The following is a 24446-nucleotide window of genomic DNA, read 5'->3' as shown; positions in this document are numbered from 1 at the left end:
CATGGGGCATCCGGGATGATCACGCGGCACCCCGATAGCTGACAGAACTGCCGCCGATGGAGAACACAAATGTCTGATGTGCGCGAAGAAGCTCTGAAGAGCAAAGCCTGGCCGTTTGAAGAAGCCCGCCGGGTTCTCAAACGTTATGCCAAGGGCGCGCCGGAGAAGGGCTATGTGCTGTTCGAAACCGGCTATGGCCCCTCCGGCCTGCCGCACATCGGCACCTTCGGCGAGGTCGCCCGCACCACCATGATCAAGAAGGCGTTCGAGACCATCTCGGACATCCCCGCCAAGCTGATCTGCTTCTCGGACGATCTGGACGGCATGCGCAAGGTGCCCGGCAACGTCCCCAATCAGGAGGCGCTGGCCGAGCATCTGCAAAAGCCGCTTACGTCGGTGCCGGATCCGTTCGGCACCCATGAGAGCTTTGGCCACCACAACAACGCCATGCTGCGCCGGTTCTTGGATACCTTCGGGTTCGAGTATGAGTTCTACTCGGCCACCGAATTCTACGGCTCCGGCCAGTTCGACGAGATCCTGAAGCGCGCCGTCGAGAAATACGACGACATCATGGAGATCATGCTGAAGTCCCTGCGCGAGGAGCGCCGCCAGACCTATTCGATCTTCCTGCCGATCCACCCGGAAACCGGCCGCGTTCTGTATGTGCCGATGAAGAAGGTCTGCGCCGAGACCTACACCGTCACCTTCGATGACGAGGACGGCAAGGAATGGACCCTGCCCGTGACCGGCGGCAACGTGAAGCTGCAGTGGAAGCCGGACTTCGGCGCCCGCTGGGCGGCTCTGGAAGTCGACTTCGAGATGTACGGCAAGGACCATTCCACCAACACACCGATCTACGACGGCATCTGCCGGGTGCTGGGCCAGCGCGCGCCGGAGCATTTCACCTATGAGCTGTTCCTCGATGAAAACGGCCAGAAGATCTCCAAATCCTCCGGCAACGGCGTGTCGATCGACGAATGGCTGACTTACGCTTCGACCGAGAGCCTGGCGTACTTCATGTACCAGAAGCCCAAGACCGCCAAGCGGATGCATTTCGACGTGATCCCCAAGGCGGTGGACGAATACCACCAGCAGCTGCGCGCCTACCACGGGCAGGACCTGAAGGCGCAGCTGAACAACCCAGTGTGGCACATCCACGGCGGCGATGTTCCGCAGTCGGACATGGTGGTGCCGTTCTCGATGCTGCTGAACCTCGCCTCCGCCTCCAGCGCCGAGGACAAGGAAACCATGTGGGGCTTCATCAACAAATACGCCCCCAACGCCACGCCGGACACCCATCCCGGCATGGATCAGGCGGCGGGCTTTGCGGTGGCCTATTTCAATGACTTCGTGAAGCCCGCGAAGGAATTCCGCCTGCCCACCGATCAGGAGCGCGCGGCGCTGCAGGATCTGGCGGACGCGCTGAAATCGGCGGACGCCGCCCTGGCCGCGATTGCCAAGAAAAACGAGATCGCAGGCAATGACGATCCGCTGCCCGCGGCGGATTTCGCGGATGAGGAATTCCTGCAATCGGTGGTCTTCGCCATCGGCAAGATCCATGGCTTCGAGCCGCTGCGCGCCTGGTTCTCAGCGATCTACGAGGTGCTGCTGGGCGCCTCCCAGGGCCCCCGCTTCGGCGGCTTCATCGCGCTTTACGGCGTCGAGGACACCATCGCCCTGATCGAAATGGCGCTGGCGGGCGAGCTGGCGTAAGCCTGCACGCAACGCAATCAGAAAGGGCGCGGATTGCCGTGCCCTTTTTCGTTTCAGCCATGCTGCGCACATCGGCCTGCGTTCTTGCCCCATGCAATAAAATTACCAGATCGCAAAAATATTTTTGACGCGGCGTCACTCTGTCCTAACTTATGGAGACGGACCGGGAGGGACAGATGCGCAGTGTTCTGTTTGCGGGGGTAAGTGTTTTTCTTCTGACCTTTCCGGCCTTTGCGCAAAGAGAGCCGGTCACAGCCGTGATCGGCTCTCAGTTTGAGGCCTTTCTGAACAACGACGCCGAGACCGCTTTCTCCTACGCCTCGCCGTCAATCCGCCGCATCTTCCGCACTCCGGACCGCTTTGCCGGGATGGTGCAGCAGGGCTACCCGATGGTCTGGCGCCCGGCAGAAGTGCGCTATCTGGATCTGCGCGAAGTGGCGGGCAGCCTGTGGCAGCGGGTGATGATCACCGACCAAAGCGGCGCCGTGCACCTGTTGGATTACCAGATGGTTAAGCTGGAAAGCGGCTGGAAAATCAACGCGGTGCACCTACTGAAAGGGCAGGCTGACAGCGTCTGAGCCCAGGGCAGCGTACGCACCGATGGGCGGAAATTAACGCCCTTTCTGTACTTCCTTTTCCCCGAACGCGAGATGCGCAGCAGGAAAGGAAGCTTCCATGAACAAGGCAATCACCGACGGTCTGCAGCTGATGCCCCCCGCCTTTGCGGACGGCCTAGATGTCTGGTCCAGCGGCGACGGCACCCCGGGCTCAGACACCTATGACGGCGCCGCCAATGCGGTCTTTGTGGCGGCGGACGCCGATTTCGGCGGCTGCCTGGAGATGCAGAAGACCGAGAACACCCAGAAGCTGCGCTTCATGGGCCAGACGCCGCTGCAACCGGGCTGCTATCTGCAGATCAGGATTCGCATCAAGGCCGTCAGCGGCGCGCTGCCCTCGGTCCGCATTGCCGGCTGGGCGGCAGCATCGGGCGGCAGCCACATCAGCGGGGTCACCGAATTTGCGCCGCAGGTGGCGCTCAGCACCTATGGCGATGTGGTGGAAGTGGCCGGCATCGTCGGCAGCGGCAGCCGCGGCGGCGTGGATATGCCGTGGGGCCGTAATGCGGCTTACGGCCATTTCGGCCTCGACCTCACTGGCGCCAACGGCGGCGTGGTGCGGATTGATGATATTGAGATTACCGACATCACCAGCGCCTTCCTGCGCGACATGCTGAGCGTGGTGGATGTCACCGATTACGGCGCGGTGGGCAACGGCAGCTTTGACTGCACGGCGGCGTTTGAGGCCGCAGATGCCGCTGCAGACGGCCGCCGCATCCTGGTGCCTGCGGGCGAGTACTACCTCGCCAGCACCGTGTCGCTGAACCACGAGGCGGTGTTCGAAGGCACTGTCGAGATGCCGGACAGCGCCATGCTTCTGCTGACCAAGACCTACAACTTCCCCGCCTATGCTGCCGCCTTCGGGGATGAGGAGCTGGGCTTCAAGAAGGCATTTCAGGCGCTGATCAACAACTCCGACCATGAATCGCTCGACCTGATGGGCCGCAAGATCACCGTCACCGGCCCCATCGACATGGCCGCGGCGGTGCCGAACAAATCCTCCTACGCCACCCGCCGGATCATCCGCAACGGCCAGCTGGAGGCCGCCGACAGCGCCGCCTGGGACACGGATGTTGTGACCTCGCAGGCGTCCTACAGCGCGTCGGATTCCAAGAAGCTGACCAATGTCGCCAATATCGCCAACATCGCCGTCGGCTCTTTGGTCGAGGGCGCAGGCGTGGGCCGCGAGGTCTATGTCAGGTCCAAGAACACCGGCGCCGGAGAGCTCACCCTCAGCGCCGCGCTTTTCGATGCCGAGGGCACCCAGACTTTCACCTTCCGCGACTTCAAGTACCTGGTGGATTTCAGCGGCTTCAGCGCGCTCAGCAAATTCGGGCTGCAGGATATCGAGTTCCAGTGCAACGGCCGCTGCAGCGCTGTGCGCCTGGCGCCGTCGGGTTCGGTGAACACTTTTGATAGCTGCTTTATCTCCCGCCCCAAGGACCGGGGCATCACCTCCATCGGCACCGGCTGCCAGGGTGTTCTGATCGACAATTGCCAGTTCCTGTCTAATGAGGACGCGCTGGATGTGCCGGACCGTGTCAGCATCGGCTTCAACGTCAATGCCAACGACGCCAAGCTGCGCGGCAACCGCGCCACGCGGTTCCGCCATTTCGCGGTTCTGGGCGGCAGCTACAACACGGTGGCCGGCAACCACTTTTTTCAGGGCGACAGCGTTGCAAACGGGGTGCGCACCGCGGGGCTGGTGCTGACCTTCAACAACTGCACCTCCACCGTGTCGGACAACTACATCGACAACTGCTTCATCGAATGGACCAACGAGCGCGATACCGCGCCGGACTACACCGGCGGCTTTTCCTTCAGCGCCCTGTCCATCACCGCTAATGTGTTCCTGTCCGGAGACGTCGCGCCGTGGTTCAGCTACATCGTCATCAAACCCTACGGCAGCGGCAACTTCCTGAACGGGGTCTCCGTGACCGGCAACAAGTTCCGCTCCCTCAATGGCACCATCGACCGGGCGGAACGGGTCGATACCAGCTTTGCCGATCTGGATTTCAGCCGCTCCAAACACGTCGATTTCAGCGGCAACATGTACCACAACGTCTTGATCCAGTCGGCCAACCCGCTGCGGCGGGTGCATGATCAGGCCTCGGCGTCCGCCAGCTGGACCGTTGCCGCCGGCGGCGAGCTGCCGTTCCAGGGGCACGCGCGCTTTGTCGACAGCGTGGTGCCGCATGGGGCGCTGCAGACCAGCGGCAACAGCACCCGCTACATCACCCCCTATGCAGAGGTCTCGCAGGGTGCGAACAGCGAAGATGTCAGCCTGCACTGGCCGGAGGCGGTCAAGGGTGAGGTGCAGGTGGTGATGCGGATGGACAGCGGGTCCTGACGCGGTGCCCCTAATCCCCTGGCAGCAGATCAGCGGCGGCAAGGCGGAACGCCTTGCCGAAGCCGCCGTTCAGATGCGCCGCCGTGACGGTGAAGCGGATAAAGCCGAAATCGGCAAACTGCAGATACAGTTTGGCCTTGGGCTGATGGCGCAGATAGGCCTTGGCAAGGGCATCATGGTCCGGGCTTTCATGCGGCACAAAGTCCGCCTCTGCCAGCAGGCTGAGGCGCGGATGGGTCAGCGCATCGCCCTTGATGCCTGGTTCCCCCACCAGCAGCGAACAGGCGGTATGCTGGCGCAGCGCCTGCGTGTGCTGCGCCAGGTCCGAGACCAGGCTGATGGGATGCCCATGCAGGTCCAGCCCGAAGGCCACCCGCGTCACCAGCGGCTGGCCGCCTTCCAGCAGCACGCCAAGCGCGGCAGAGCGCGCGGTTTCCATCAGGCCGCGGGCCAGCCTGCGGGCTTCGTCATCGGTGGGGCGGATCACATCGGCCATGGCGCGCTTCCTGTCTGTGGCTTCCTGCCCGGGTCAGGGGGTTCAGAATTTCTGCCACAGCCCCAGCTTCAGGCCAAGGCTGCCCTCGCCCGCGGAGCGGTGCTCCAGCCCCAGGATCAGCTCGCGCCCGGAGCGCAGCGGATAGCGCAGCGACGGCGTCAGCGTATAGGAGAACGTCCCGCCATCCAGCTTGGAAGTCTCGATCTGCAGCATCGGCGCGGGTTTGCCGGGGCGGTTCAGGCCAATGGTGGCGTCCAGTTTCCAGACTGCCGCCAACCCGCTGTTGCGCAACTCATAGGCGGCATCGATGGCCAGCCAGCCGCTGGCGGTGCCGGTGCCGAAGCCGCGGCCATAAGACAGGGTGGTGCGCTGCATCATCATCCACACCCCGCGGTCGTGATTGCCGCCAAAGGCGGCCTCTGCCGCCAGCCGGTAGCGCGCGCCCTGGTGCAGCGGCATCCGGGCAAAGACCAGCGCATGGCCGGACAGATCGCCGGTCTGGTTCAAATCCACCCCCAGCGTCAGCTTGGGCGTGATGCCGTAGGCGCCGTAATAGCTCAGCTCATGCTGCGCACCGCTGGCGGTCCGGCGGTAGCTGGCGCTGGCCGTGGCAAAGCCCCGGCCCGGTGTCTCAAGCCAAGCGCCGCCATCCGCCGGCGGGGCCAGCAGCACGGCAAGACAGGCGGCAAAGGCAGGTCTCATCCCGAAACCTCGTTGCGAGAGCTTCAGGGTTCGGCTTTATGGTTAAGGTTGTGTTAACCATGCTGCAAACCACCAGCAGGCGTTCCGTAAAAAATATCGTGCGCTTTCCGCGTGAACGGGCGTAGGCTGGGGTCACGTCAACGGAGGAGCCAATGCCGAAAATAGCAAAAACCGCGGACATCCAGACCGTTATCACCACATTCGAGATGACGCCGGGGACATGCCAGGATCTTTTGGAAGCGCTTGAGGACGCCTATTCAGAGTTCATCTCCAAGCAGCCGGGTTTCATCTCGGCCGGCCTGCATGTGAACGACGCCCAGACCCGGATCGCCAATTATTCGCAATGGCGCCGCCGCGAGGATTTCATGGCGATGCTGCGCAGCCCGGAGATGCGCGAGCGCAACCGCAAGATCAACGAGCTGTGCCGCAGCTTCGAGCCGGTGATGTATGACGTCGCGGAAGTGTTCGGGGCCTGAGACCCCGTTTTCTCAGATGAACTGGCGCAAGGCCGTCAGCCTGCAGCGGAAGATGACCTTGGCCGGATCCGCTACCGCGGCGATGCGCGCGCAGTGCACCTTGACCGGCTCCCGGAAGCGCAACGGGATCGTCACCGCATCGGCGCCGCCGGGGCAGGGTCCGCATCCGGAACCATGGGCGGGCGGCGGCGTTTGGCACAAGACAAGCGCCGCCACACCGCGGCTTGCACGCTGCAGATGATCCCGGTCAACGCACCAGGCGGCAAAAGGGTGTAGACTGGTTTAGAAAGGAGAACTGCCATGTATCATAATATTCTGGTGCCGGTCTCATTCGACCCCGAACGCGACTCCACCGGGCCGCTCAAAGTGGCGCGGCTGTTGTCCGCGCCGAACGCCAAGGTGACGCTGCTGCACGTGATCGAACAGGTGCCGGCCTATGCGATTTCCTATATCCCGGCGGATTTTATGGAGGATACCCGCATGGCGCTGCAGGCGGAGCTGGACGGGCTGGCCAAGACCCTGCCCGATGCCGAAGGCGTGCTGGTGGAGGGCCATTCCGGCCGCACCATCCTGGACTGGGCAGAGCAGAATCAGCCGGATCTTATCATCCTCGCCTCGCACCGGCCGTCGATGCAGGACCTGATCTGGGGGTCGACCTCAGGCCACGTGGTGCGCCACGCAGCCTGCGCCGTGCATGTGGTGCGCTGAGGGGCGGACCGCGGCCTAGGCCGGAACCGCGGTTTTAAGCAGGCTCCAGGCCAGCCGGATCATGCCGCCGGGCAGCAGGGCGGAGCGCAAGAGAACCTTGTTGGAATTCACTGCCTCGGCGATGCGGGCGTAATGCACCTGCTTGTTCGCCGGCGAGCGCAGCAGGATGGTCTCGGCCTGTTTCATCGCCGATTCCGCCTGCCGCTTGATCTGCGGCACCGCCGCCGGCTTCACCGCGCGGTACAGGTTCAGCCCCTTGCGCTTGGGGGGCTGGGCCGGGTCCAGGTTCTGCTTGACGGACCGCGTCAGGGTTTCCTCGACCAGCACCAGCGCCTTGTAGGCCTCGGCATAGGCCTGGTTGCCGTCCAGTTTCTGCGCTGCCAGCTTGTAGGTGTGGCGGAAACAGTCGAACCTGTAGACCTGAGGCAGGGTGCCGCAGCGGTCGAAGCCGCGGGTCAGGGTGGTCACAACCGCCTTGGTGGCCCTGGAGCTGAGGCCGCTGCGCTGGCCGCCGCCGGAGTCCATCCCGTCCCGGCCGCCGCCGCCGCCGCCGCCTTCGCCGGCATAAGCGGATGCACAGGATAGGATCAGGGCCAGAAGCCCGGCGAGGATGGTCTTGCTGCTCATGTAAGCCTCCGTGGTTTGCAGGCAGCTTACCATGGGTCAGCTGTCTGGAAACGGGCGGAAACCCGCAAATTGCGCGTTTTTGCACTGGCTTTGCCTTGCAGAGCGCGGGGGCGGTTCCCACGTCAACTGCAGAAGTTGTGCAAGGAGAAGCGAATGCAGTGCCCGATTGACGGAACCGAACTTGTCATGTCCGACCGCGCCGGCGTCGAGATCGACTATTGCCCGCGCTGCCGCGGGGTGTGGCTGGACCGGGGGGAATTGGACAAGATCATCGAACGGTCGGCACAGCCGGTGCAGCCGGCGCCGCAGCCGCAGCGCTATGAGGACCGCGGCCGCGATCATGAGCCGCGCCACGAGAAGAAATACTACAAGAAGAAAAAGAAGAATTTCCTGGAAGATCTGTTCGACTTCTGACCGCCGGTGGCGCCGCCCCGGCAGCATTGGGGCGGCTGGCCGCAGGCATCAGTGCATGGTGCAGAAGGAGCCGTGTTTGGCGTCCTTCATCAGGGTGTCGAAATCGGAACCCTTCATCTCGACCAGCGTCTTGTGATCGCCGGCCTCGAACCAGACCTTGTCGAGCCCGCGCAGGCTGTCGTCGATCACCGTGGGCACCATATAGGCCGCGCCGACGCAGGGCGCCGCGCCGGGATCGCAGTCGTCAAAGACCTGGTCCAGCTCAATCTCCGGCGCCAGCCCGAGGCGGCGGTCAACCATTGATTGCAGCTTGTGCAGATCGACCTTCTGGTCGGAGGGGATCACCGCCAGGAAGGGGCCTTCCTCCATGTGAATCAGCACCGATTTGGCCAGGTGGCCGCCCGGCACATGCGCGGCTTCTGCGCATTCGGATGCGGTGGCGGTATAGGGGTGACGGACGGTGGCGAAGGGCAAGCCCTGTGCCTCCAGATGATGTTTCAGGCGTGAGGCAATCATCGAAGGGTCCTCCTGTCTGGGGCGCGGGGCCCGGCGGCGCGTGGCTCAGGTCCTGGGCGCCGCGGGAGCATCCTGGCTCACTGATCTGGCGGCGGCATCAGCCCTGGGCGCAGCAAGCGGCAAGCCGGGGCGCGCGCAGGTTTCTGGTGCCTGACAGTCTGCGCCCGAAGGGGTGAGTCGGGCAAGCCTTGCCCGGAAGGCGGCGGCTCAGCGGGCCGGGCTGCCCGCTGAGCCCGGATGCGGCATCAGGCCGGGTGATGAGCGTCGTGCTCGTAGAGCGACCAGCCGGCCATGGCGAAGACCAGCGCGCCGACGATCACGAAGTTCCAGGTCGCCAGGGTCAGCGCGGTCAGGCCGAGCACCCAGGGCGAGACCACCAGCCAGGCGCCGACCGCCATGCCGGCCCATTCCTCCCAGTTGCGGAAGCTGACCACCGCGGCCAGCGACATCACCGCGATCACAGCACCAATGATCACCGCATTGGCGGTTGCCAGGCGGCTGTCCTGGAATTGCAGGATCCAGGGCGACAGCACCAGCCACAGGCCAAGCAGCACGTTGACGCTGTCCTGCCAGTCGCCGGTCATTTTTTTCCAGAGATCAGTCATTGCACATCCTCCCGTTTCAGGTGTCTGCAGCAATTCCCGGCCCGGAGCGGGCCGGGTGCACCGCCCGCCCGCCGGGGCGTTGGGTGCTGGCTGGAATATAGCAAAAAACACGCTGTTTTTCAAGAGGATGCGTTGTTTGTGCATATATGCGGCGCAGCGGGTCCGAAGGATGTTTTTTCAGCCTGCTTCAGCTTGCCTTTCCGGCAGTCAGCAGCGCGCAGGCGCCGGCTGCGGCGGGGTGTGAATGAAAAGGGGTTTCGCTGCGAAACCTTGTTTATTAGCAAATAGTTAATGGGTTTTCGATGATTTTGCGGAGACCTTGCACGGCTTTGCCGTGCATCGCGCCCGACCCGCCACCGCCGCACTAAACGTGCGCCGACTATGGGTGGCACGCCTTTGGCATGACGGCGGGCGCAAACGCCCACCCTCGGGATCGGGCGCTGTGGACCTACTTACTAGTATTCACGAGAGTACGGTTAGGGTATTTGCGAGCCCAGATTTCTATTAAAAAGAGAGTCAAAGCACAGGCAGAATTTACTGCAAGGCGCGCAATTCTAGCGTCCACTCGCCTTTTCCCTCGCTCTCTACCATGAGCATCACCGCCATGAGTTCGAAGAGAACCAATCCCGCCAATAGTATTTGTTAAGCCTGCGAGAATTGTGCGAACATCCTCCGCAATTAAAGGGTCTACATCGGGGTTCTCTGGAGATAGCCCGAGAGGATCACGCACTGCCTTATACAAGGGCTTTATAGAAAGATCTTTTGGAAGAGGTAGTTGTAACTCTACCAAGATTGATCGGCAGACGCTTTCAATAAGCGATGAAGCTGCGGTGATTGCGTCTTCAGGGTCATCTTCGATGAACGTCCGGGCGCGTTCGATTTCGTCCATAACCGTGTCAAAATCAAAGGAGCTTGCAAGAACTGTTGTGGCATCAATAACTTCAGTTTGCCCTCTCTGCTCAATAGCTGAAATAAGTTCGTCGAACTCTTTGTCTTCAGATGCAAACTGCAAGCAGTAGATTTCCAGAGATTCTACATCTTCAAATCCACCAGCTACAAGTTCAGAGCGACGATGGAGCTCCGCATTTCTCTCGGTATTTCTATGCTTCCATAGAGCTTTCAAAAGTCGTGCGGCTTGCCTGGCAGATGAGAATTCAAGGAAAGCTCTTATTCGGTTGGCTTTTGAAGTGCCTTTGAAGGAGAACTTGTCGTCGTAAAGGTTTTCACCGATTTCATCCTCAAAAAACTCAGCAAGAGTCTTGTTGGAAAAGTCGAGCGGATACCCGTCTTGCATGTTGAAGAATTCATCGATTTGACGTGCTTCAGAGTGCTTTATTTTGACCAACTACAACCTCCTTGGAGATCAAAAAGTATTGACCAAGTTATTGACTACGAAGAAAACTTCTTCTGCGATTTCCCCCTGTAGGCCCGCGTCCCTGCCTTCCCTGCCGTGGACCGCCCCCGCGATTTGACGGCGGCTTCCGACGCCGCCTCCACCGCCGATTGCCGCGCCAGCGGGTCGTCGGAGATGGCGAGGTCGACCGCCTCCAGCCGTTTGATCTCGTCGCGGAGCCGTGCGGCTTCTTCGAACTCCAGGTTCTCCGCCGCCTTGCGCATCTCGTCGCGCAGGCCCGACAGATGCGCCTCCAGGTTGGCGCCGTGCATCGGCTTGCCGATCTGGGCGGTGACGCGGTTCATGTCCACATCGCCCTCGTAGAGGCCGGCCAGAACATCCTCGACGTTTTTCTTGACCGTCTCGGGTGTGATGCCGTGTTCGAGGTTGTAGGCGATCTGCTTTTCGCGGCGGCGGTTGGTTTCGCCGATGGCGCGCTCCATCGAGCCGGTGATCTTGTCGGCATACATGATGACGCGGCCGTCGGCGTTGCGGGCGGCGCGGCCGATGGTCTGGATCAGCGAGGTCTCGGAGCGCAGGAAGCCCTCCTTGTCGGCGTCCAGAATGGCGACAAGGCCGCATTCGGGGATGTCGAGGCCTTCGCGCAGGAGGTTGATGCCGATGAGCACGTCGAAGGCGCCGAGGCGCAGGTCGCGCAGGATCTCGATCCGCTCCAGCGTGTCGATGTCGGAGTGCATGTAGCGGACCTTGATGCCCTGTTCGTGCAGGTATTCCGTCAGGTCCTCGGCCATGCGTTTGGTCAGCGTGGTGACCAGGGTGCGGAAGCCGTTGGCGGTGACTTTGCGGATTTCGTCGAGGAGGTCGTCCACCTGCATGCCGACGGGGCGGATTTCGACCTCCGGGTCCAGGAGGCCGGTGGGGCGGATCACCTGTTCGGTGAAGACGCCGCCGGACTGGTCCAGTTCCCAGCCTGCGGGGGTGGCGGAGACGAAGACCGACTGCGGGCGCATGGCGTCCCATTCCTCGAACTTCAGCGGGCGGTTGTCCATGCAGGAGGGCAGGCGGAAGCCGTGTTCCGCCAGGGTGAACTTGCGCCGGTGGTCGCCGCGGTACATGCCGCCGATCTGGGGGACTGAGACGTGGGATTCATCGGCAAAGACGATGGCGTTGTCGGGGATGAATTCAAAGAGCGTGGGGGGCGGCTCGCCCGGGGCGCGGCCCGTGAGGTAGCGGGAGTAGTTTTCGATGCCGTTGCAGTGGCCGGTGGCCTCCAGCATTTCCAGATCGAAGTTGGTGCGCTGTTCGAGGCGTTGCGCTTCCAGCAGCTTGCCGTCGTTCACCAGCTGGTCGAGGCGCTGCTTCAGCTCGGCCTTGATGGAGATGATGGCCTGGTTGAGGGTCGGTTTCGGCGTCACGTAGTGGGAGTTCGCATAGACGCGGATCTGGTCGAAGGTTCCGGTCTTTTCACCGGTCAGCGGGTCGAATTCGGTGATCGCCTCCAGCTCCTCGCCGAAGAAGGAGAGTTTCCAGGCGCGGTCCTCCAGGTGGGCGGGGAAGATTTCCAGCGTGTCGCCGCGGACCCGGAAACTGCCGCGCTGGAAGGCCTGGTCGTTGCGTTTGTATTGCTGGGCAACCAGATCGGACATGATCTGGCGCTGGTCGTACATCCCGCCGGCCTTCAGGTCCTGCGTCATGGCCGAGTAGGTCTCAACCGAGCCGATGCCGTAGATGCAGCTGACGGACGCGATGATGATCACGTCGTCGCGTTCCAGCAAAGCGCGGGTCGCCGAGTGGCGCATCCGGTCGATCTGCTCGTTGATCTGGGATTCCTTCTCGATGTAGGTGTCGGAGCGCGGCACATAGGCTTCCGGCTGGTAGTAGTCGTAGAAGGAGACGAAGTATTCGACCGAGTTCTCCGGGAAGAAGCCCTTGAATTCGCCGTACAATTGCGCCGCCAGCGTCTTGTTGGGGGCGAGAATGATCGCCGGGCGCTGGGTTTCCTCGATCACCTTGGCCATGGTGAAAGTCTTGCCGGTGCCGGTCGCGCCCAGCAGCACCTGGTTGCGCTCGCCCTCCAGCACGCCCTGCGACAGTTCCGCGATCGCGGTGGGCTGGTCGCCCGCGGGATCGAAGGTGGTGTTCATGACAAACCGCTTGCCGCCCTCCAGCTTGGGCCGCTGCTGCGGCGCCCGCTGGGTCATCATCGGCATGGTCTTGTCGGAATGGGCATAGGGCATCAGGCGACTCCGTTGGCGGCTGGGGCCGATTTTGGTCTGTTTTTGTTCCGGTGCAAGGGGGGGCTGGCGGCCAATCCGGGATATGGTGTCAGATTTTGTCAGCAGGGGCGGGGCGCAGCAGCTTTCCCAGCAGCTCTGCCAGCCGCCGCGCCTCGCCCGGGCTGAAATGCGGGGTGACGGCCTGCTGCATGGCGTCAGAGTAAACCGCCCACATCTGCGCGCGGGTCTCGGCGCCTGCGGCGGTGAGCAGCAGGATCTGGCCGCGGCCATCGCCGCTGCACTCCTGCCGGGTGAGGTATCCGGCCTTGGCCAGCCGGTCCGCCAGCCGCGAGACGCCGTATTGCGGCAGCAGCAGCTTCTCCTGCAGCTCAAAGGGGCGCAGGCCCGTATCGCCGGCGCATTCCAGCTCCCACAGCAGGTCGTACCAGTCGAGCCCGGGCAGGCCCGCCTGCTTCAGCGCGGCCTCCACCGAGGAGAGGATGGATTTGTGGGCGCGGGCGAGCGGCAGCCAGATGTCGAAAGGGTCGGGTGTCTGCATGCGGGATATTTAGATGCAAGTGCATTGACATGCAAGGAAGCGCCCTTATCTGATGTGAATGCAACTGCATCTAAATGAGGATCCCATGAGCGACCTGCATCTGATCAGCCACCACCTGTGCCCCTATGTGCAGCGGGCGGTGATTGTGCTGAGCGAGAAATCCATTCCGCACCGCCGCACCTATATCGACCTTGCGGACAAGCCTGACTGGTTCCGGGTGCTGTCGCCGACGGGCCGGGTGCCGGTGCTGGAGACCGGCGGGCGGGTGCTGTTCGAAAGCCAGGTGATTGCGGAATACCTGGATGAGACCACGCCCGGCTCCTTGCATCCCGCAGACCCGCTGGAGCGGGCGCGGCACCGGGCCTGGATCGAATACGGCTCCGGCACGCTGGCGGCCATCGGCAAACTGTACAATGCACCGGATGAGGATGCGTTTGCCGCGGCGGCCGCAGACCTGCGCGGACGGCTGGAGCGGATCGCGCCGGAGGTGGCGGGGCGGTTCTTTGCCGGAGAAAACTTTCACATGGTGGACGGGGTCTGGGGCACCATCTTCCGCTACTTCGAGACGTTTGATGCGATCGGGGATTTTGCCCTGATGCCTGCGCAGGGGCGCATGGCGGACTGGCGGGCGGCGGTTGCGGCCCGCCCTTCGGTGCGGCAGGCGCCGCCGGAGGGCTATCCGGCGCGGCTGATGGCGTTTCTGGCGGCGCGGCCATCGCATCTGGGGAGGCTGGCGCAGGCGGCCTGTGGCGGTGCTGCAAATGCAGGATAACCCTGTTCAAAATGCCACCTTGCCGCAGGCCCGCATCCGGCGCATAAAAGCGCTGGATTTGAGACTCAAGCGGGAGACAGCCCATGCAAGCGCGGATTTACCGGCCGGCACGCAACGCCATGACCTCTGGCATGGCCAAGACGCGGAAATGGGTGCTGGAGTTTGCGCCCGCCTCGGCCCGCGAAGTGGACCCGCTGATGGGCTGGACCTCCTCCACCGACACCCAGGCGCAGGTGAAACTGCGGTTTGAGAGCAAGGAGGCGGCGGTGGAATACGCCGAGGACCACGGCATCGACGCGGTGGTTGTCGAGCCCAAAGTGCGCAAGGCGAACATCCGCGCTGGCGGTTACGGCGAAAACTTTGCTACCAGCCGCCGCGGCCCTTGGACCCACTGAGTATATGAATTTTCCGGGGTTCAACTGCCCGGTCTGATGAAAAAGGCGCCCGCCGGGCGCCTTTGCTGTATCCGGAAACTGGCGGATGCGTGCCTGCAGGTTGCCGGAGCTATCTCTTGCGGGATGCCAGGACCCCGGATTCCCGTATGATCTCGGACACCTCGTGTTCCTTCCGGTAGGCCATGACATGCACTCCGGAAACACCGGCAATCTCCCGCATCTGCTGGATCAGCTCGACGCAGATCTTCTTGCCTTCCTGTCCGGGTTTTTCAGCCTTCTCCATTCGGTCGATGACTGCATCGGGCACATGGATACCCGGCACATTCGAGCGCATCCACCGAGCCGCCCGCGCCGACGCCAGCGGGCCGACGCCTGCCAGGATGTAAACCTTCTTGTCCAGTCCCAGGTCCCGCACCCGGGCCATGAATTTCTCGAACAGAGGCACGTCGTAGATGTAGTTGGTCTGGATGTATTCGGCGCCGGCCTCCACTTTCTTGGCCAGCCGTTCCGGGCGCCAGTCATATGGCGGGATGCAGGGGTTCTCAGCCGCCCCCAGAAACAGCTGGGGCGGGTTCTTGATCGTGCGTCCGGACAGAAATTTGCGCTCATCCCGCATTGTCTTGATGGTGCGCAGCAGCGACAGGGAATCGAAATCGAAGACCGGTTTCGCGCCCGGCTGATCACCCACGCCGACGCCATCCCCGGTCAGGCACAGAACGTTGCTGACGCCCATGGCTGCGGCGCCCAGAACGTCGCCCTGAATGGCGATGCGGTTCCGGTCTCGGCAGGAGATCTGGTACACCGGCGAATAGCCCGCCCGGGTCAGCAGCGCACTGATGCCGATCGAGGACATGTGGCAGTTCGCGCCCGAGGCATCAGTGGCATTGATTGCGTCGGCGACCTCGCCCAGCGGGCGTGCGGCCTCATAGACATCCGCGGGGTCGGCGCTGTCCGGCGGGTTCAGCTCAGCAGTGATGGCAAAGCGGCCGGAGCGCAGCACCCGTTCCAGCCGGCTGTGGGAGACATGGCCCTCGGGCGGCGCGGAATAGGGCTGGGACATCGTATGATCCATCACTTGCTGCCTTTCACGGCCTGCGCGGGCTCCTCTGCCAGCGGCGCGGCGGAGGGTTCGTTCTTACGGGCATCGGGGAAGGCATCCGCAATGGCGGTGCGGCGTTTTTCCCGGGCTTTCCGCAGATGCGCAGCTTTTTCGCGGCTGACCCGCAGCCAGGATGATGATCCTTCGAGGTTGCGTTCGACCGGCGGCAGAACAGTGTGAATCTGCGCGCCGCCTTTCATCCGCGACGCCCCGTCCCAGGCCAGCGCCCAAACGCATTTCATGTCCGGCTTGACCTCGCAGAAACCGCCTGGCCTGACGCCGCCGCAGGGGCCGTTACGCAGCTGTTTGGGGCAGTTCATCGGGCAGGACATGCCGGTTGACGACAGCACGCACTGCCCGCACATCTTGCAATCGAACAGCACGGTCTTGACGCATTTTTCGACAAAGGCGACCGGGCGCTCAACCCGGTCATAGCCGATCTTTCCAAGAAGCGGGTCCAGCGCGATCATGGCGCGTTCCAAGCGTTTGTAGATCCATTCAAAGCTGCGCGAATGGCGGATGGCAAACAGGCGGATCCTGTACAACGGTCTTCCCTTTCTCCATGCACTAACAGCATCTTATTCACAGAGTGCGGCTGCAATGAACTAGAAATAGTTTTTGCAGCCTCGGTCGCCATGTTTTCTGTTGCTTGCGGATGTTCCTTTTCAGCCGGACACTCCGGTTCCACCACGGCCATCGCCGGATGGTTTCCCTGCCTGTTTCCCAGGCAGGGAATGGGCCTTAGAGTCAGGCGTCCTGGCTGGACCGGTCGCCCAGGGTCACGTCCAGGGTTACTTCCTTGCCCTTGCGCAGGACCTCGATCTGGGCTTCCTTGCCCGGGGCGTTCACGGCCACTGCGGCCGTCAGGTCGCGCAGTTCATGGATCTCCACCGTGCCGAACCGCAGCACCACGTCGCCGGGTTTCAGCCCTGCCTCTGCCGCCGGGCTGCCGGTCTCGACGCCTTCGATCACCACGCCCTTGCCGGCCTCGCGGCCCAGCACATTGGCGGCATCCTCAGAGAGCGGCTTGATCTGCACACCGAGCCAGCCGCGGGTGATCTCACCGTCGTCTTCGAGGTCGGCAACGATCTTCTGAGCCATATCGGACGGCACTGCAAAGCCGATGCCGACGGAGCCGCCGCCCGGCGAGTAGATCATCGTGTTGACGCCGACGACCTCGCCTTCGGCATTGAACAGCGGGCCGCCGGAGTTGCCCTTGTTTATGGCTGCATCGGTCTGGATGAAGTCGTCAAACGGGCCTGAGTTGATGTTGCGCGAGGTGGCCGAGACGATGCCGGAGGTCACGGTGCCCGCAAGGCCGAAGGGGCTGCCCATGGCGAGCACCTCGTCCCCGACGCGCAATTCATCGGAGGCACCGAATTCCACCGCGGTCAGCGGCGCATCCGTCTCGACCTTCAGCAATGCGATGTCGGTCAGCGGGTCGGCGCCAATCACCTCGGCATCATGCTTGCTGCCGTCGGAGAGGGTTACGGTCACGGTTTGGGCATTGTCGATCACATGGTGGTTGGTGACGATCAGACCGCCCTCAGAGATCACGAAACCGGAGCCTGCGCCCTTGACCGGGCGGCTGTTGCCGAAGTCCGGCGCGCGGCCGCCAAAGCGGCGCATGAATTCTTCCATGAACTTGTCATTGGGCATTCCCTGCCGGTCCGCGGCGGGTTCTGCCTTGGCGGTGACCTCGACAAAGACGACGGCCGGGGAAATGGTTTCGACCAGATCGGCATAGCCGCCCGCAGGCACGGCCAGGGCGGGGGCGGGCGCCAGAGCCATTATTGCGGCTGCTGAGGCGGCGGCGGTCAGGGCAAAGGTGAACCGTTTGGGAGCTTTGGTCTGGGGCATCTTCGTTTCCTTGTTTCACTAGGGATGCAAGGCAGATGGCAGGCCCTCATTTCAATCGCCTGACGCATTCTATACAGATCTGTAATGTGTGCTGAAACCGGATCCGGTGTAAGAACCGGAAGGCGCAGCAAAGCGGGGAATGGCTTGAAGATCCTGGTGATAGAAGACGATGCCACGACCGGTCCCTATGTGGCCGCCGGCCTGCGCGAGGAGGGGCATACCGCGGATCTGGTCACCGATGGCCGCGAGGGGCTGCTGCAGGCAACCGCGGCGGATTACGATGTGCTGATCATCGACCGGATGCTGCCGTCGCTGGACGGGCTGAGCCTGATCAAGACCCTGCGCGGTGCCGGGGTGCGGACACCTGCCATCATGCTGACAGCGCTGAGCGGTGTGGATGACCGCATCGAGGGGCTGGAGGCGGGGGCGGATGACTACCTGGTCAAGCCCTTTGCCTTTGGCGAGCTGGCGGCACGGGTGGCGGCGCTGGCCCGCCGTCCGGGGCTGCAGAAGCAGGAGACCGTGCTGCGGGCGGGGGATCTGGAGATGGATCTGGTCCGCCGCAGGGTCACCCGTGCGGGCCAGGAGATCGAGTTGCTGCCGCGCGAGTTCCGCCTGCTGGAGCACATGTTGCGCCGCAAGGGGCGGGTGCAGACCCGGACCATGCTGCTGGAAGCGGTCTGGGACATCAGTTTCGACCCGCAGACCAACGTGGTCGAAACCCATATCTCGCGGTTGCGGTCCAAAGTGGACCGGCCCTTCGGCAGCGGCCTGATCGAAACCGTGCGCGGCGCGGGGTACCGTATTGCCGGTTGATGCCATGAGCCGTGCGCGCGTACTGCTGCGCTCCTCGCCGGTGCGGCAGTCGCTGTGGCTGTCGCTGCTGTTTGTCATCGCCAGCGCGCTGAGTCTCGGGGTTACCTATTATGTGGCGCACGGCACACAGGACCGGGCCATCCGGGAAAGCCTGATGCAGGACATGGCGGGGTTCCGCGCGACGCCCTCTGCCTCGGCGCTGGCGGCGCTGGTCAATGCCGAGACGGCCGAGACAGACCCGCAGCGCCGCCTGCTCAGCTACCGGTGGCCCGGCGGGCGGATCGTGGCTGGCAATGCTGCCATCATGCAGCAGCAAGAGGGATTCCGGGTGGTGGCGCTGGGCCCGGCGCCAGTGGAGATCGCGGGCCGCTTCATTTCGCTCAGCGCCTATATTCATGGCGGCCTGCTGACGGTTGCGCAAAGCGCTAGGCCGCTGGATGAGCTGCGCCAGACCTATCTGAGGGTGGTGCTGTTCAGCCTGCTTCCGGCCATTGCCGCCGCGGTGCTGGGCGGGGTGCTGCTGGCGCGGCGTTTTGCCCGGTCGCTGGCGGGGATTGAAGCCACGCTGTCGGCGCTGACCTCCGGTGATCTGGGTGCCCGGGTGCCGCAGATGCCTGGCCGTCAGGGCGATATTGCCCGCATCGGCCGCAGCGTGAACCGCATGGCGGAAGCGCAGCAGCAGTCCACCGAGGCGCTGCGGCAGGTGTCGGCGGATATCGCCCATGATCTGAAAACCCCGATCCAGCGGCTGGCGGTGCAGCTTCAGCGCCTGCAGGACACTCCGGACCTGCCGGAAGAGGCCCTGGCGCTGGTGGACACGGCGCTGGAGGAAGCCCGCGGCATCACCAGCACATTCCAGGCGCTGCTGCAGATCGCCCAGCTGGAGGGTGGCGCGCCGCGTGCGCGGTTCGAGACGGTGGATCTGTGCGAGCTGGCGGCAACCTTTGCGGAGATTTACGAGCCGGCGGCAGAGGAGCAGGGCCGCAGCCTCAGCCTCAGCCTGCCGGAGGAACCCGCCACCATTTCCGGCGACCGTGCACTTCTGGGTCAGCTGCTGGCCAACCTGATCGAGAATGCGCTGCGCCATACTCCGCAAGGCTCCGCCATCCGCCTGTCGCTGCGGCAGGAGGGGGCGTCAACTGTTCTGTCCGTGCGGGACCACGGCCCCGGGATCCCAGAAGAAGAGCGCGGCAAGGTGCTGCGCCGCCTCTACCGGCTGGAGCGGAGCCGGACGACACCGGGCAGCGGTTTGGGGCTCAGTCTGGTGGCGGCAGTCGCCGGTCTGCACGGGGCCGAATTGAAGCTGTCCGATGCCGAACCGGGCCTGCGGGTGGAGGTGTTTTTCGATACCTGGATGTTCGACCCCACGGTTTGATGGTGCGATCCATACGCCGGAGTGGAAGCGCTATGGGGCAAGGTCGTCACGGCAGCGCCACGTGCGGTTACCCAGCAGGCGATTTGCAAAGCAAATCTGCCGAGAGGGCACGCACGCCATCCGAGCTGTAATGCAGCGATCGCAAGGCCGGTCCGAAGGAATGACGCTCGACCGTTCGCAGCGCGGCCGGGGAGGTGATGGCGGTGGCTTTCCGCCGGCACAGGCTACTGCCGCTGGGTGATTGTCGATACGCCTTGCAGCGGGGGTTCCCGGCGACGGGCGGCTGAGCAAGCGGGCGGCGTTGAGGCCAGAGCCGAACTGCAGGAGGGATGGACGATGCGGGCGATGCTGCTAAAAGCGGTGGCAGGCAAGTTTTTCCAAGAGCGTGAAATTGATCGAGTATCCCTTTCTTCTGAGCGGCGGCAGCGGCGACCGCGCGACGGTTCTGCTGGCGCATGGGGCCGGGGCGGCCATGGACACCCCGTTCATGGAAGCCATTGCTTCAGGGCTTGCAGGCCGCGGGCTGCGGGTGGCGCGGTTTGAATTCGGCTATATGGCCGAACGCCGCAATGGCGGGGCGAAGCGGCCACCGCCAAAGGCGGAGAAGCTGCAGGTGGAGTTCCTAGCGGCGGTCAGCCGTCTCGCCTGCGAGGGGCCGCTGATCATCGGTGGCAAGTCCCTGGGCGGCCGTGTGGCCAGCATGATTGCTGACACCCTTTATGCGGAGGGGCGCATTTGCGGAGTTCTCTGCCTTGGTTACCCGTTTCATCCGCCCGGCAAGCCTGAGCGCCTGCGGACCGCGCATCTGGAGGGGTTGAAGGCGCCCGCGCTGATCTGCCAGGGCAGCCGCGATCCCTTTGGCACACGGGCAGACGTACAGGGGTACGCACTGTCAGATGCGATCAGCCTGTGCTGGCTGGAGGATGGCGATCACGATCTGAAGCCGCGCAAAACCGTGACCGGTTTTGGCCTGGATCACAATCTGGACGCGGCTTGTGCCGCAGCCTTTGATTGGGTGAAAGGCCTGGCATAGGGCTGCAGGCCGGAACAGGCGCGGGCACGGAGGCTGGCAGGTTAGTGTTCCGGGGCTGGCAGCTCGATGATCCGCCAGTAACGGTCCATCATGTTGACAAGCCGCAGGAAATCACGCCCGGCGGTTTCCTTGGTGATATAGCCCGCTGCATTCAGGTCGTAGGCCGCCGCAATGTCCTGCTGGTCGCTGGAAGTGGTCAGGAAGAACACCACCGCATTGTGCAGCACGGGGTCGCGGCGCAGCGCCCCGACCAGGTCGATGCCGTTCATCCGCGGCATGTTGATGTCGGCCAGAACCACATAGGGGGTTGCAAGCCTGGTTTTGCCGCTGGTGCCGCGCAGGATGTCAAGCGCGTCGATGCCGTCAACGGCCCTGGTGATATGATTTGCGATATTGGCCTTGCGGAAGGCGCGCCGCACCGCCTTGGCGTCGCCGTCATCGTCATCGACAAGCAGGATGTTCAGCTCTCTGCGGGCGGCCGGGGTGCCGGTTGCATGTTCCATGTCAGTTGCCTCCTGTGGCGGCGGGCTGGTGTTTGGGCCAGGTGAAGCGGAATTCGCACCCTTCACCCTCGGCGGATTGAACGGAAATCGTGCCGCCTGCCTGCTGCACATGTTTCTGGACAATGGACAGGCCCATGCCGCTGCCCTCCACCTGATCCCGTGATTTAAGCGTCTGGAACATCATAAAGATCTTCTCATGGAACTCTGGAGCGATACCGGGGCCGTCGTCAGCGACCGAGAAGACCCAGTGCCCGTCCGTATCCTGCAGGGTCACATCCACATTGCCGGTGCCGGTTTCACTGTGCTTGATCGCGTTGGAGATAAGATTGGCGAAAATCTGTTTCAGTGGCATGTTCACAAGCTGGATGTTTTTGAAGGCAGGGTCGATACGGACCGTGAAGCCCTCTGGCTGGTCCACCAGCATCAGCACCTCCTGCATCAGCGCGTCACCCAGCATCAGCTGCTGGTACCGCTGGTCGCTCTTGCGCCCGATCCGGGAATATTCCAGCAGATCGTCCAGCAGCCGGTCCATCCGTGCCACCCGGGAGCGGAGCAGCTGCAGGTTTTCTCGGCTGTCCTCGTCCAGGGTGCCCGCCAGATCCTCCTCCAGCCAGGTGGAGGCGTTGTCGATCACCCGCAAGGGCGCCCGCAAATCGTGGGACGCCACATAGGCGAAATCATCCAGGTCGCGGTTCGACCGGGACAGGTCCTCGATGAATCTTTCCCGTTCTGCCTCGGCGCGCTTCTGTTCTGAGATGTCGCGGAAAATGCCGCTGAAAAGGAGATGACCGCCGACCCGGATCTCGCTGACCGAGGCGGTAAGCGGGAAGGTGGTGCCATCCTTGCGCTGTCCCTGAAACTCGCGGCTGGCGCCAATGTATTCTTGCTGCCAGGTTTTGAAGTCGTTTCGGGTGTAGCCATCGTGTTCCGACCGGTAGGGGGTTGGCATCAATAAGCTGATATTCTTGCCGGCCACCTCCTCTGCACTGTAGCCGAAGATCTGCTGGCAGGCGCGGTTGAAACTTTGGATTTTTCCCTGCGAATCGATGGTGACCATCCCCTCGACGCTGTTGTCGCGGATGGCCATCAGCTCATTCTGTTTCCGCTCCAGTGAAATCTGAATGGACTTCTGCCAGTAGACCATGAAGGCGAAGATCCACAGGGTCAGAAGTGTCAGCCCCCTGTTGGCCACAACTATCCATTCAGTGACCCCCGCACGGTGGAACAGCAGGTAGCCGAGAATCGTCAGCGCGGATCCGGCCACCGCAACAGTGTAAGCTGTGGCTGGCTTGGTGGCCCAAATCGTGCAAAGGACGGCTGCGGTGTAAATCAGGCCTGCCGCCACACCCAGCGGGGTCAGGTAATCGAACAGCAGCCCGGCAGCGGTCAGCAGGGCAGCGGCGAAGTGGGCCTTCTGGCTGGCGGGGATGCGCAAGAGAGGCGGCGGCTGAGTACCGGTTTGACTGGCATATGTCATATCACGGGCAGTCCCCTGGTTTGTTGCAGCCGGAGTGAAACCGGTTTCTCAATGCCGCACTGCCGCACTGCCGCACTGCCGGCTGATGGCATGCCGAGACAGGGTACACCTAATGTATGCTTTATCAAGAAAAATACACCTTAAAGTTGATAATTGGGTGGTGAGCTTGGCTTGGTCAGTCGGATCAGCGCGGAAGGTCCGGTTCCGGAAGAGGCGGCCTGGGCCTGCAGGTGCGGGTGCGGTCCAAACTTCCAATTTCAGCCGGATAGAGCGCCTTTCAAGCTCTCAGCAGCGCTGAGTTGGCGGTGTTGCGGAGACGCGCCGGGGATGTTGCAATACCGGGTGCCGGGCGGGTGCTGCAGGGGGGGCTGAGAGGGGCTCTGCGGGATTAAGAATTTTCTGCCGGTTTGACGCTAGCTTTGCGCGACCCTTTTAGAATCAGGAACGTGCGGAGAGATAAATGTTTTTCAAAACCAAGACGGCCAAACCTGCAGAGCAGCCCAGCAGTGCAGAAATTATTGCCGGTATGGTCGACCGCACGCAGGCTACCATCCAGTTCAAACCTGACGGCACCATTTTGACGGCCAATGCCAATTTCCTCTCTGCGCTGGGTTACAGCCTGGAGGAAGTCGCGGGCAGGCATCACTCGATGTTTGTGGCGCCGGAGTTGGCGGCCGGCGGGGAATACAAGTCGTTCTGGAAGGAATTGGCGCAGGGCCGGGTGTTTACCGATCAGTTTCCACGGGTGACCAAGACCGGAGAGACCATTTGGATCCAGGCCACCTATGCGCCGGTTTCCGGGCCGGATGGCTCCGTCTTCCAGGTGGTGAAAGTGGCGACCGATGTAACCGTGCGCCGCCGCGGCTTGCAGGAAATCGCCCGCGGTCTGGAGGCAATGAGCCAGGGCGACCTCGGGGTCCGCGTCACGCTGTCGGAACAGGCGGATATCGCCGCGCTGGGCGAGGCCTTCAACCGCTCTGCCGAGCAGCTTCAAACGGCGATTGGTGCTGTCACCCGGGTGTCGGATGCAGTAGGGCGCACGTCCGATGAGATTTCAAAGGCCGCCAGCGACCTGTCGCAGCGCACTGAAAGCCAGGCCGCGACGCTGGAGGAAACGGCGGCGGCCATCGAGGAGCTGACCTCCACCGTGCATTCTGCGGCAGAAGGTGCTGAGAAGGTGGAGGGGATCGTCAGCGAGGCAAAGACCGCGGCAGAGCGCAGCGGCCGGGTCGTCGAGGATGCGGTGGCCGCGATGTCTCAGATCGAGATGTCCTCGGAGGAGATCGCCAAGATCATCGGTATGATCGATGACATCGCCTTTCAGACCAATCTCCTGGCGCTGAATGCCGGGGTGGAGGCGGCGCGCGCCGGCGATGCGGGCCGCGGTTTTGCGGTTGTGGCCTCCGAGGTGCGGGCACTGGCGCAGCGTTCAGCCGGGGCGGCGGGGGAGATCAAGCAGCTGATCAGCGAGAGCAAGCAGCAGGTGGCCAGCGGTGTCGACCTGGTGGGCCGCACCGGCGCAGAATTGAAAGAGATCATTTGCAGCGTCGGCACCATCTCCAGCCACATCAGCAGTATCGCCACCGGCGCCAAGGAACAGGCGGCCTCACTCAGCGAGATCAACCTGGGTGTTTCGCAGCTGGATCAGGTGACCCAGCAGAATGCGGCGATGGTGGAGGAAACTTCTGCCGCCAGCCAGCAGCTGTCGTCTGACGCCGGTCAGCTGACCCGTGAGGTCTCCAAGTTCAGCGGCTGCGGGGGGG

At 63.1% G+C, this 24446-nt stretch carries 26 protein-coding genes and 1 pseudogene (1 of these 27 cut by a window edge); 13 read left to right on the top strand and 14 right to left on the bottom strand.

The genetic code is table 11. From position 1 onward, the window contains the following. Positions 1-69: 69 nt before the first annotated feature. From GKC28_RS12745 to GKC28_RS12735, 3 genes are all read left to right on the top strand, one after another. A complete protein-coding gene (locus GKC28_RS12745) occupies positions 70-1713 on the top strand; it encodes a lysine--tRNA ligase (RefSeq protein ID WP_174147280.1) in 1644 nt (547 codons plus the stop codon). A 176-nt stretch (positions 1714-1889) separates the two neighbouring features. Then, positions 1890-2291 (top strand): DUF4864 domain-containing protein, encoded by a 402-nt coding sequence (locus GKC28_RS12740; protein WP_174147279.1) that lies wholly within the window; start codon positions 1890-1892, stop codon positions 2289-2291. 97 nt (positions 2292-2388) lie between these two features. Next, positions 2389-4680: a glycosyl hydrolase family 28-related protein gene (locus GKC28_RS12735; RefSeq protein WP_174147278.1), complete on the top strand. Its 2292-nt coding sequence runs from the start codon at positions 2389-2391 to the stop codon at positions 4678-4680. 10 nt (positions 4681-4690) lie between these two features. Here the strand turns inward: GKC28_RS12735 and GKC28_RS12730 are convergent, their stop codons facing one another. Next, positions 4691-5176 carry a HugZ family protein gene (locus GKC28_RS12730; RefSeq protein ID WP_174147277.1) on the bottom strand — a complete coding sequence of 162 codons (486 nt, stop codon included), beginning with the start codon at positions 5174-5176 and terminating at the stop codon, positions 4691-4693. Between the two features lie 42 nt (positions 5177-5218). Then, complete coding sequence (locus tag GKC28_RS12725) at positions 5219-5878, bottom strand: hypothetical protein (protein ID WP_174147276.1); 660 nt, start codon at positions 5876-5878, stop codon at positions 5219-5221. A gap of 152 nt (positions 5879-6030) precedes the next feature. Here GKC28_RS12725 and GKC28_RS12720 point away from each other — a divergent pair, with 152 nt between their 5' ends. After that, complete coding sequence (locus GKC28_RS12720) at positions 6031-6354, top strand: antibiotic biosynthesis monooxygenase (protein ID WP_174147275.1); 324 nt, start codon at positions 6031-6033, stop codon at positions 6352-6354. Between the two features lie 12 nt (positions 6355-6366). Here GKC28_RS12720 and GKC28_RS26735 read toward each other — a convergent pair whose 3' ends face one another. Next, entirely contained in the window at positions 6367-6489 is a 123-nt protein-coding gene (locus GKC28_RS26735; RefSeq protein ID WP_302480796.1) for a hypothetical protein, read from the bottom strand. A gap of 165 nt (positions 6490-6654) precedes the next feature. Here GKC28_RS26735 and GKC28_RS12715 point away from each other — a divergent pair, with 165 nt between their 5' ends. After that, the gene (locus GKC28_RS12715) at positions 6655-7062 is read left to right on the top strand and encodes a universal stress protein (RefSeq protein ID WP_174147274.1); all 408 of its coding nucleotides are present in this window, start codon (positions 6655-6657) and stop codon (positions 7060-7062) included. Positions 7063-7077: 15 nt separating this feature from the next. On the opposite strand, the gene GKC28_RS12710 is transcribed toward GKC28_RS12715, so the two are convergent. Next, the gene (locus tag GKC28_RS12710) at positions 7078-7689 is read right to left on the bottom strand and encodes a hypothetical protein (RefSeq protein WP_174147273.1); all 612 of its coding nucleotides are present in this window, start codon (positions 7687-7689) and stop codon (positions 7078-7080) included. Between the two features lie 153 nt (positions 7690-7842). On the opposite strand from GKC28_RS12710, the gene GKC28_RS12705 reads away from it, so the two are divergent. Next, positions 7843-8103: a zf-TFIIB domain-containing protein gene (locus tag GKC28_RS12705; protein WP_174147272.1), complete on the top strand. Its 261-nt coding sequence runs from the start codon at positions 7843-7845 to the stop codon at positions 8101-8103. A 48-nt stretch (positions 8104-8151) separates the two neighbouring features. On the opposite strand, the gene GKC28_RS12700 is transcribed toward GKC28_RS12705, so the two are convergent. From GKC28_RS12700 to GKC28_RS12680, 5 genes are all read right to left on the bottom strand, one after another. Further along, positions 8152-8619, bottom strand: a complete 468-nt coding sequence (locus tag GKC28_RS12700; RefSeq protein WP_174147271.1) for an aminoacyl-tRNA deacylase — start codon at positions 8617-8619, stop codon at positions 8152-8154. A 245-nt stretch (positions 8620-8864) separates the two neighbouring features. Continuing rightward, complete coding sequence (locus tag GKC28_RS12695; RefSeq protein WP_217434073.1) at positions 8865-9224, bottom strand: SPW repeat protein; 360 nt, start codon at positions 9222-9224, stop codon at positions 8865-8867. Positions 9225-9672: 448 nt separating this feature from the next. Beyond that, positions 9673-10569 carry an abortive infection family protein gene (locus GKC28_RS12690; protein ID WP_217434072.1) on the bottom strand — a complete coding sequence of 299 codons (897 nt, stop codon included), beginning with the start codon at positions 10567-10569 and terminating at the stop codon, positions 9673-9675. Between the two features lie 44 nt (positions 10570-10613). Further along, positions 10614-12815 carry an excinuclease ABC subunit UvrB gene (gene uvrB / locus GKC28_RS12685; RefSeq protein ID WP_174147270.1) on the bottom strand — a complete coding sequence of 734 codons (2202 nt, stop codon included), beginning with the start codon at positions 12813-12815 and terminating at the stop codon, positions 10614-10616. 88 nt (positions 12816-12903) lie between these two features. Beyond that, positions 12904-13353 (bottom strand): MarR family winged helix-turn-helix transcriptional regulator, encoded by a 450-nt coding sequence (locus GKC28_RS12680; RefSeq protein ID WP_174147269.1) that lies wholly within the window; start codon positions 13351-13353, stop codon positions 12904-12906. An 85-nt stretch (positions 13354-13438) separates the two neighbouring features. On the opposite strand from GKC28_RS12680, the gene GKC28_RS26730 reads away from it, so the two are divergent. Together GKC28_RS26730 and GKC28_RS12670 are read left to right on the top strand one after the other, a co-directional pair. Continuing rightward, positions 13439-14125 (top strand): glutathione S-transferase family protein, encoded by a 687-nt coding sequence (locus GKC28_RS26730; protein ID WP_174147268.1) that lies wholly within the window; start codon positions 13439-13441, stop codon positions 14123-14125. 83 nt (positions 14126-14208) lie between these two features. Continuing rightward, positions 14209-14520 carry an ETC complex I subunit gene (locus GKC28_RS12670; RefSeq protein WP_174147267.1) on the top strand — a complete coding sequence of 104 codons (312 nt, stop codon included), beginning with the start codon at positions 14209-14211 and terminating at the stop codon, positions 14518-14520. A gap of 109 nt (positions 14521-14629) precedes the next feature. On the opposite strand, the gene GKC28_RS12665 is transcribed toward GKC28_RS12670, so the two are convergent. From GKC28_RS12665 to GKC28_RS12655, 3 genes are all read right to left on the bottom strand, one after another. Next, a complete protein-coding gene (locus GKC28_RS12665; RefSeq protein WP_065267772.1) occupies positions 14630-15592 on the bottom strand; it encodes a methylenetetrahydrofolate reductase in 963 nt (320 codons plus the stop codon). Beyond that, positions 15592-16164 (bottom strand): methylenetetrahydrofolate reductase C-terminal domain-containing protein, encoded by a 573-nt coding sequence (locus GKC28_RS12660; RefSeq protein WP_174147266.1) that lies wholly within the window; start codon positions 16162-16164, stop codon positions 15592-15594. Before GKC28_RS12660 ends, GKC28_RS12665 begins: the two co-directional genes overlap by 1 nt. A gap of 202 nt (positions 16165-16366) precedes the next feature. Beyond that, entirely contained in the window at positions 16367-17479 is a 1113-nt protein-coding gene (locus tag GKC28_RS12655) for a trypsin-like peptidase domain-containing protein (protein ID WP_174147265.1), read from the bottom strand. Between the two features lie 144 nt (positions 17480-17623). Here GKC28_RS12655 and GKC28_RS12650 point away from each other — a divergent pair, with 144 nt between their 5' ends. From GKC28_RS12650 to GKC28_RS12640, 4 genes and pseudogenes are all read left to right on the top strand, one after another. Next, positions 17624-18295, top strand: coding sequence for a response regulator transcription factor (locus tag GKC28_RS12650; protein WP_174147264.1), 672 nt, complete (start codon positions 17624-17626; stop codon positions 18293-18295). Positions 18296-18299: 4 nt separating this feature from the next. Next, positions 18300-19670: a HAMP domain-containing sensor histidine kinase gene (locus tag GKC28_RS12645; RefSeq protein WP_174147263.1), complete on the top strand. Its 1371-nt coding sequence runs from the start codon at positions 18300-18302 to the stop codon at positions 19668-19670. Between the two features lie 134 nt (positions 19671-19804). Next, positions 19805-19930, top strand: a pseudogene (locus tag GKC28_RS26390) (IS481 family transposase); the annotation flags it as partial. 131 nt (positions 19931-20061) lie between these two features. Continuing rightward, entirely contained in the window at positions 20062-20703 is a 642-nt protein-coding gene (locus GKC28_RS12640) for an alpha/beta family hydrolase (RefSeq protein WP_217434071.1), read from the top strand. A 41-nt stretch (positions 20704-20744) separates the two neighbouring features. Here GKC28_RS12640 and GKC28_RS12635 read toward each other — a convergent pair whose 3' ends face one another. Together GKC28_RS12635 and GKC28_RS12630 are read right to left on the bottom strand one after the other, a co-directional pair. Further along, positions 20745-21206: a response regulator gene (locus tag GKC28_RS12635; RefSeq protein ID WP_174147262.1), complete on the bottom strand. Its 462-nt coding sequence runs from the start codon at positions 21204-21206 to the stop codon at positions 20745-20747. A gap of 1 nt (position 21207) precedes the next feature. After that, positions 21208-22683, bottom strand: a complete 1476-nt coding sequence (locus GKC28_RS12630) for a PAS domain S-box protein (RefSeq protein WP_254604224.1) — start codon at positions 22681-22683, stop codon at positions 21208-21210. Between the two features lie 460 nt (positions 22684-23143). Between GKC28_RS12630 and GKC28_RS12625 the strand changes: the two genes are divergently transcribed. Next, positions 23144-24446 carry the 5' portion of a PAS domain-containing methyl-accepting chemotaxis protein gene (locus tag GKC28_RS12625; RefSeq protein WP_174147261.1) on the top strand. 113 nt of this gene lie beyond the right edge of the window, so the window shows 1303 of its 1416 coding nt (coding positions 1-1303); the start codon lies at positions 23144-23146; its stop codon lies off the right edge, out of view.

Origin of the sequence: Leisingera sp. ANG59, from assembly GCF_013317235.1 — a bacterium.
Taxonomy (GTDB): Bacteria; Pseudomonadota; Alphaproteobacteria; order Rhodobacterales; family Rhodobacteraceae; genus Leisingera.
The sequence above is the reverse complement of the archived record's forward strand: the minus strand, read 5'-3'. Positions and strand labels throughout refer to the sequence as shown.

Coding starts and splice junctions, on each gene's coding strand:
- GKC28_RS12670 (WP_174147267.1), top strand. CDS start 14,209: ATGCAAGCGCGGATTTACCGGCCGGCACGCAACGCCATGACCTCTGGC.
- GKC28_RS12705 (WP_174147272.1), top strand. CDS start 7,843: ATGCAGTGCCCGATTGACGGAACCGAACTTGTCATGTCCGACCGCGCC.
- GKC28_RS12730 (WP_174147277.1), bottom strand. CDS start 5,176: ATGGCCGATGTGATCCGCCCCACCGATGACGAAGCCCGCAGGCTGGCC.
- GKC28_RS26730 (WP_174147268.1), top strand. CDS start 13,439: ATGAGCGACCTGCATCTGATCAGCCACCACCTGTGCCCCTATGTGCAG.
- GKC28_RS12700 (WP_174147271.1), bottom strand. CDS start 8,619: ATGATTGCCTCACGCCTGAAACATCATCTGGAGGCACAGGGCTTGCCC.
- GKC28_RS12720 (WP_174147275.1), top strand. CDS start 6,031: ATGCCGAAAATAGCAAAAACCGCGGACATCCAGACCGTTATCACCACA.
- GKC28_RS12645 (WP_174147263.1), top strand. CDS start 18,300: ATGAGCCGTGCGCGCGTACTGCTGCGCTCCTCGCCGGTGCGGCAGTCG.
- GKC28_RS12680 (WP_174147269.1), bottom strand. CDS start 13,353: ATGCAGACACCCGACCCTTTCGACATCTGGCTGCCGCTCGCCCGCGCC.
- uvrB (WP_174147270.1), bottom strand. CDS start 12,815: ATGCCCTATGCCCATTCCGACAAGACCATGCCGATGATGACCCAGCGG.
- GKC28_RS12715 (WP_174147274.1), top strand. CDS start 6,655: ATGTATCATAATATTCTGGTGCCGGTCTCATTCGACCCCGAACGCGAC.
- GKC28_RS12635 (WP_174147262.1), bottom strand. CDS start 21,206: ATGGAACATGCAACCGGCACCCCGGCCGCCCGCAGAGAGCTGAACATC.
- GKC28_RS12735 (WP_174147278.1), top strand. CDS start 2,389: ATGAACAAGGCAATCACCGACGGTCTGCAGCTGATGCCCCCCGCCTTT.
- GKC28_RS12655 (WP_174147265.1), bottom strand. CDS start 17,479: ATGCCCCAGACCAAAGCTCCCAAACGGTTCACCTTTGCCCTGACCGCC.
- GKC28_RS12725 (WP_174147276.1), bottom strand. CDS start 5,878: ATGAGACCTGCCTTTGCCGCCTGTCTTGCCGTGCTGCTGGCCCCGCCG.
- GKC28_RS12740 (WP_174147279.1), top strand. CDS start 1,890: ATGCGCAGTGTTCTGTTTGCGGGGGTAAGTGTTTTTCTTCTGACCTTT.
- GKC28_RS12710 (WP_174147273.1), bottom strand. CDS start 7,689: ATGAGCAGCAAGACCATCCTCGCCGGGCTTCTGGCCCTGATCCTATCC.
- GKC28_RS12695 (WP_217434073.1), bottom strand. CDS start 9,224: ATGACTGATCTCTGGAAAAAAATGACCGGCGACTGGCAGGACAGCGTC.
- GKC28_RS12745 (WP_174147280.1), top strand. CDS start 70: ATGTCTGATGTGCGCGAAGAAGCTCTGAAGAGCAAAGCCTGGCCGTTT.
- GKC28_RS12665 (WP_065267772.1), bottom strand. CDS start 15,592: ATGGATCATACGATGTCCCAGCCCTATTCCGCGCCGCCCGAGGGCCAT.
- GKC28_RS12630 (WP_254604224.1), bottom strand. CDS start 22,683: ATGACATATGCCAGTCAAACCGGTACTCAGCCGCCGCCTCTCTTGCGC.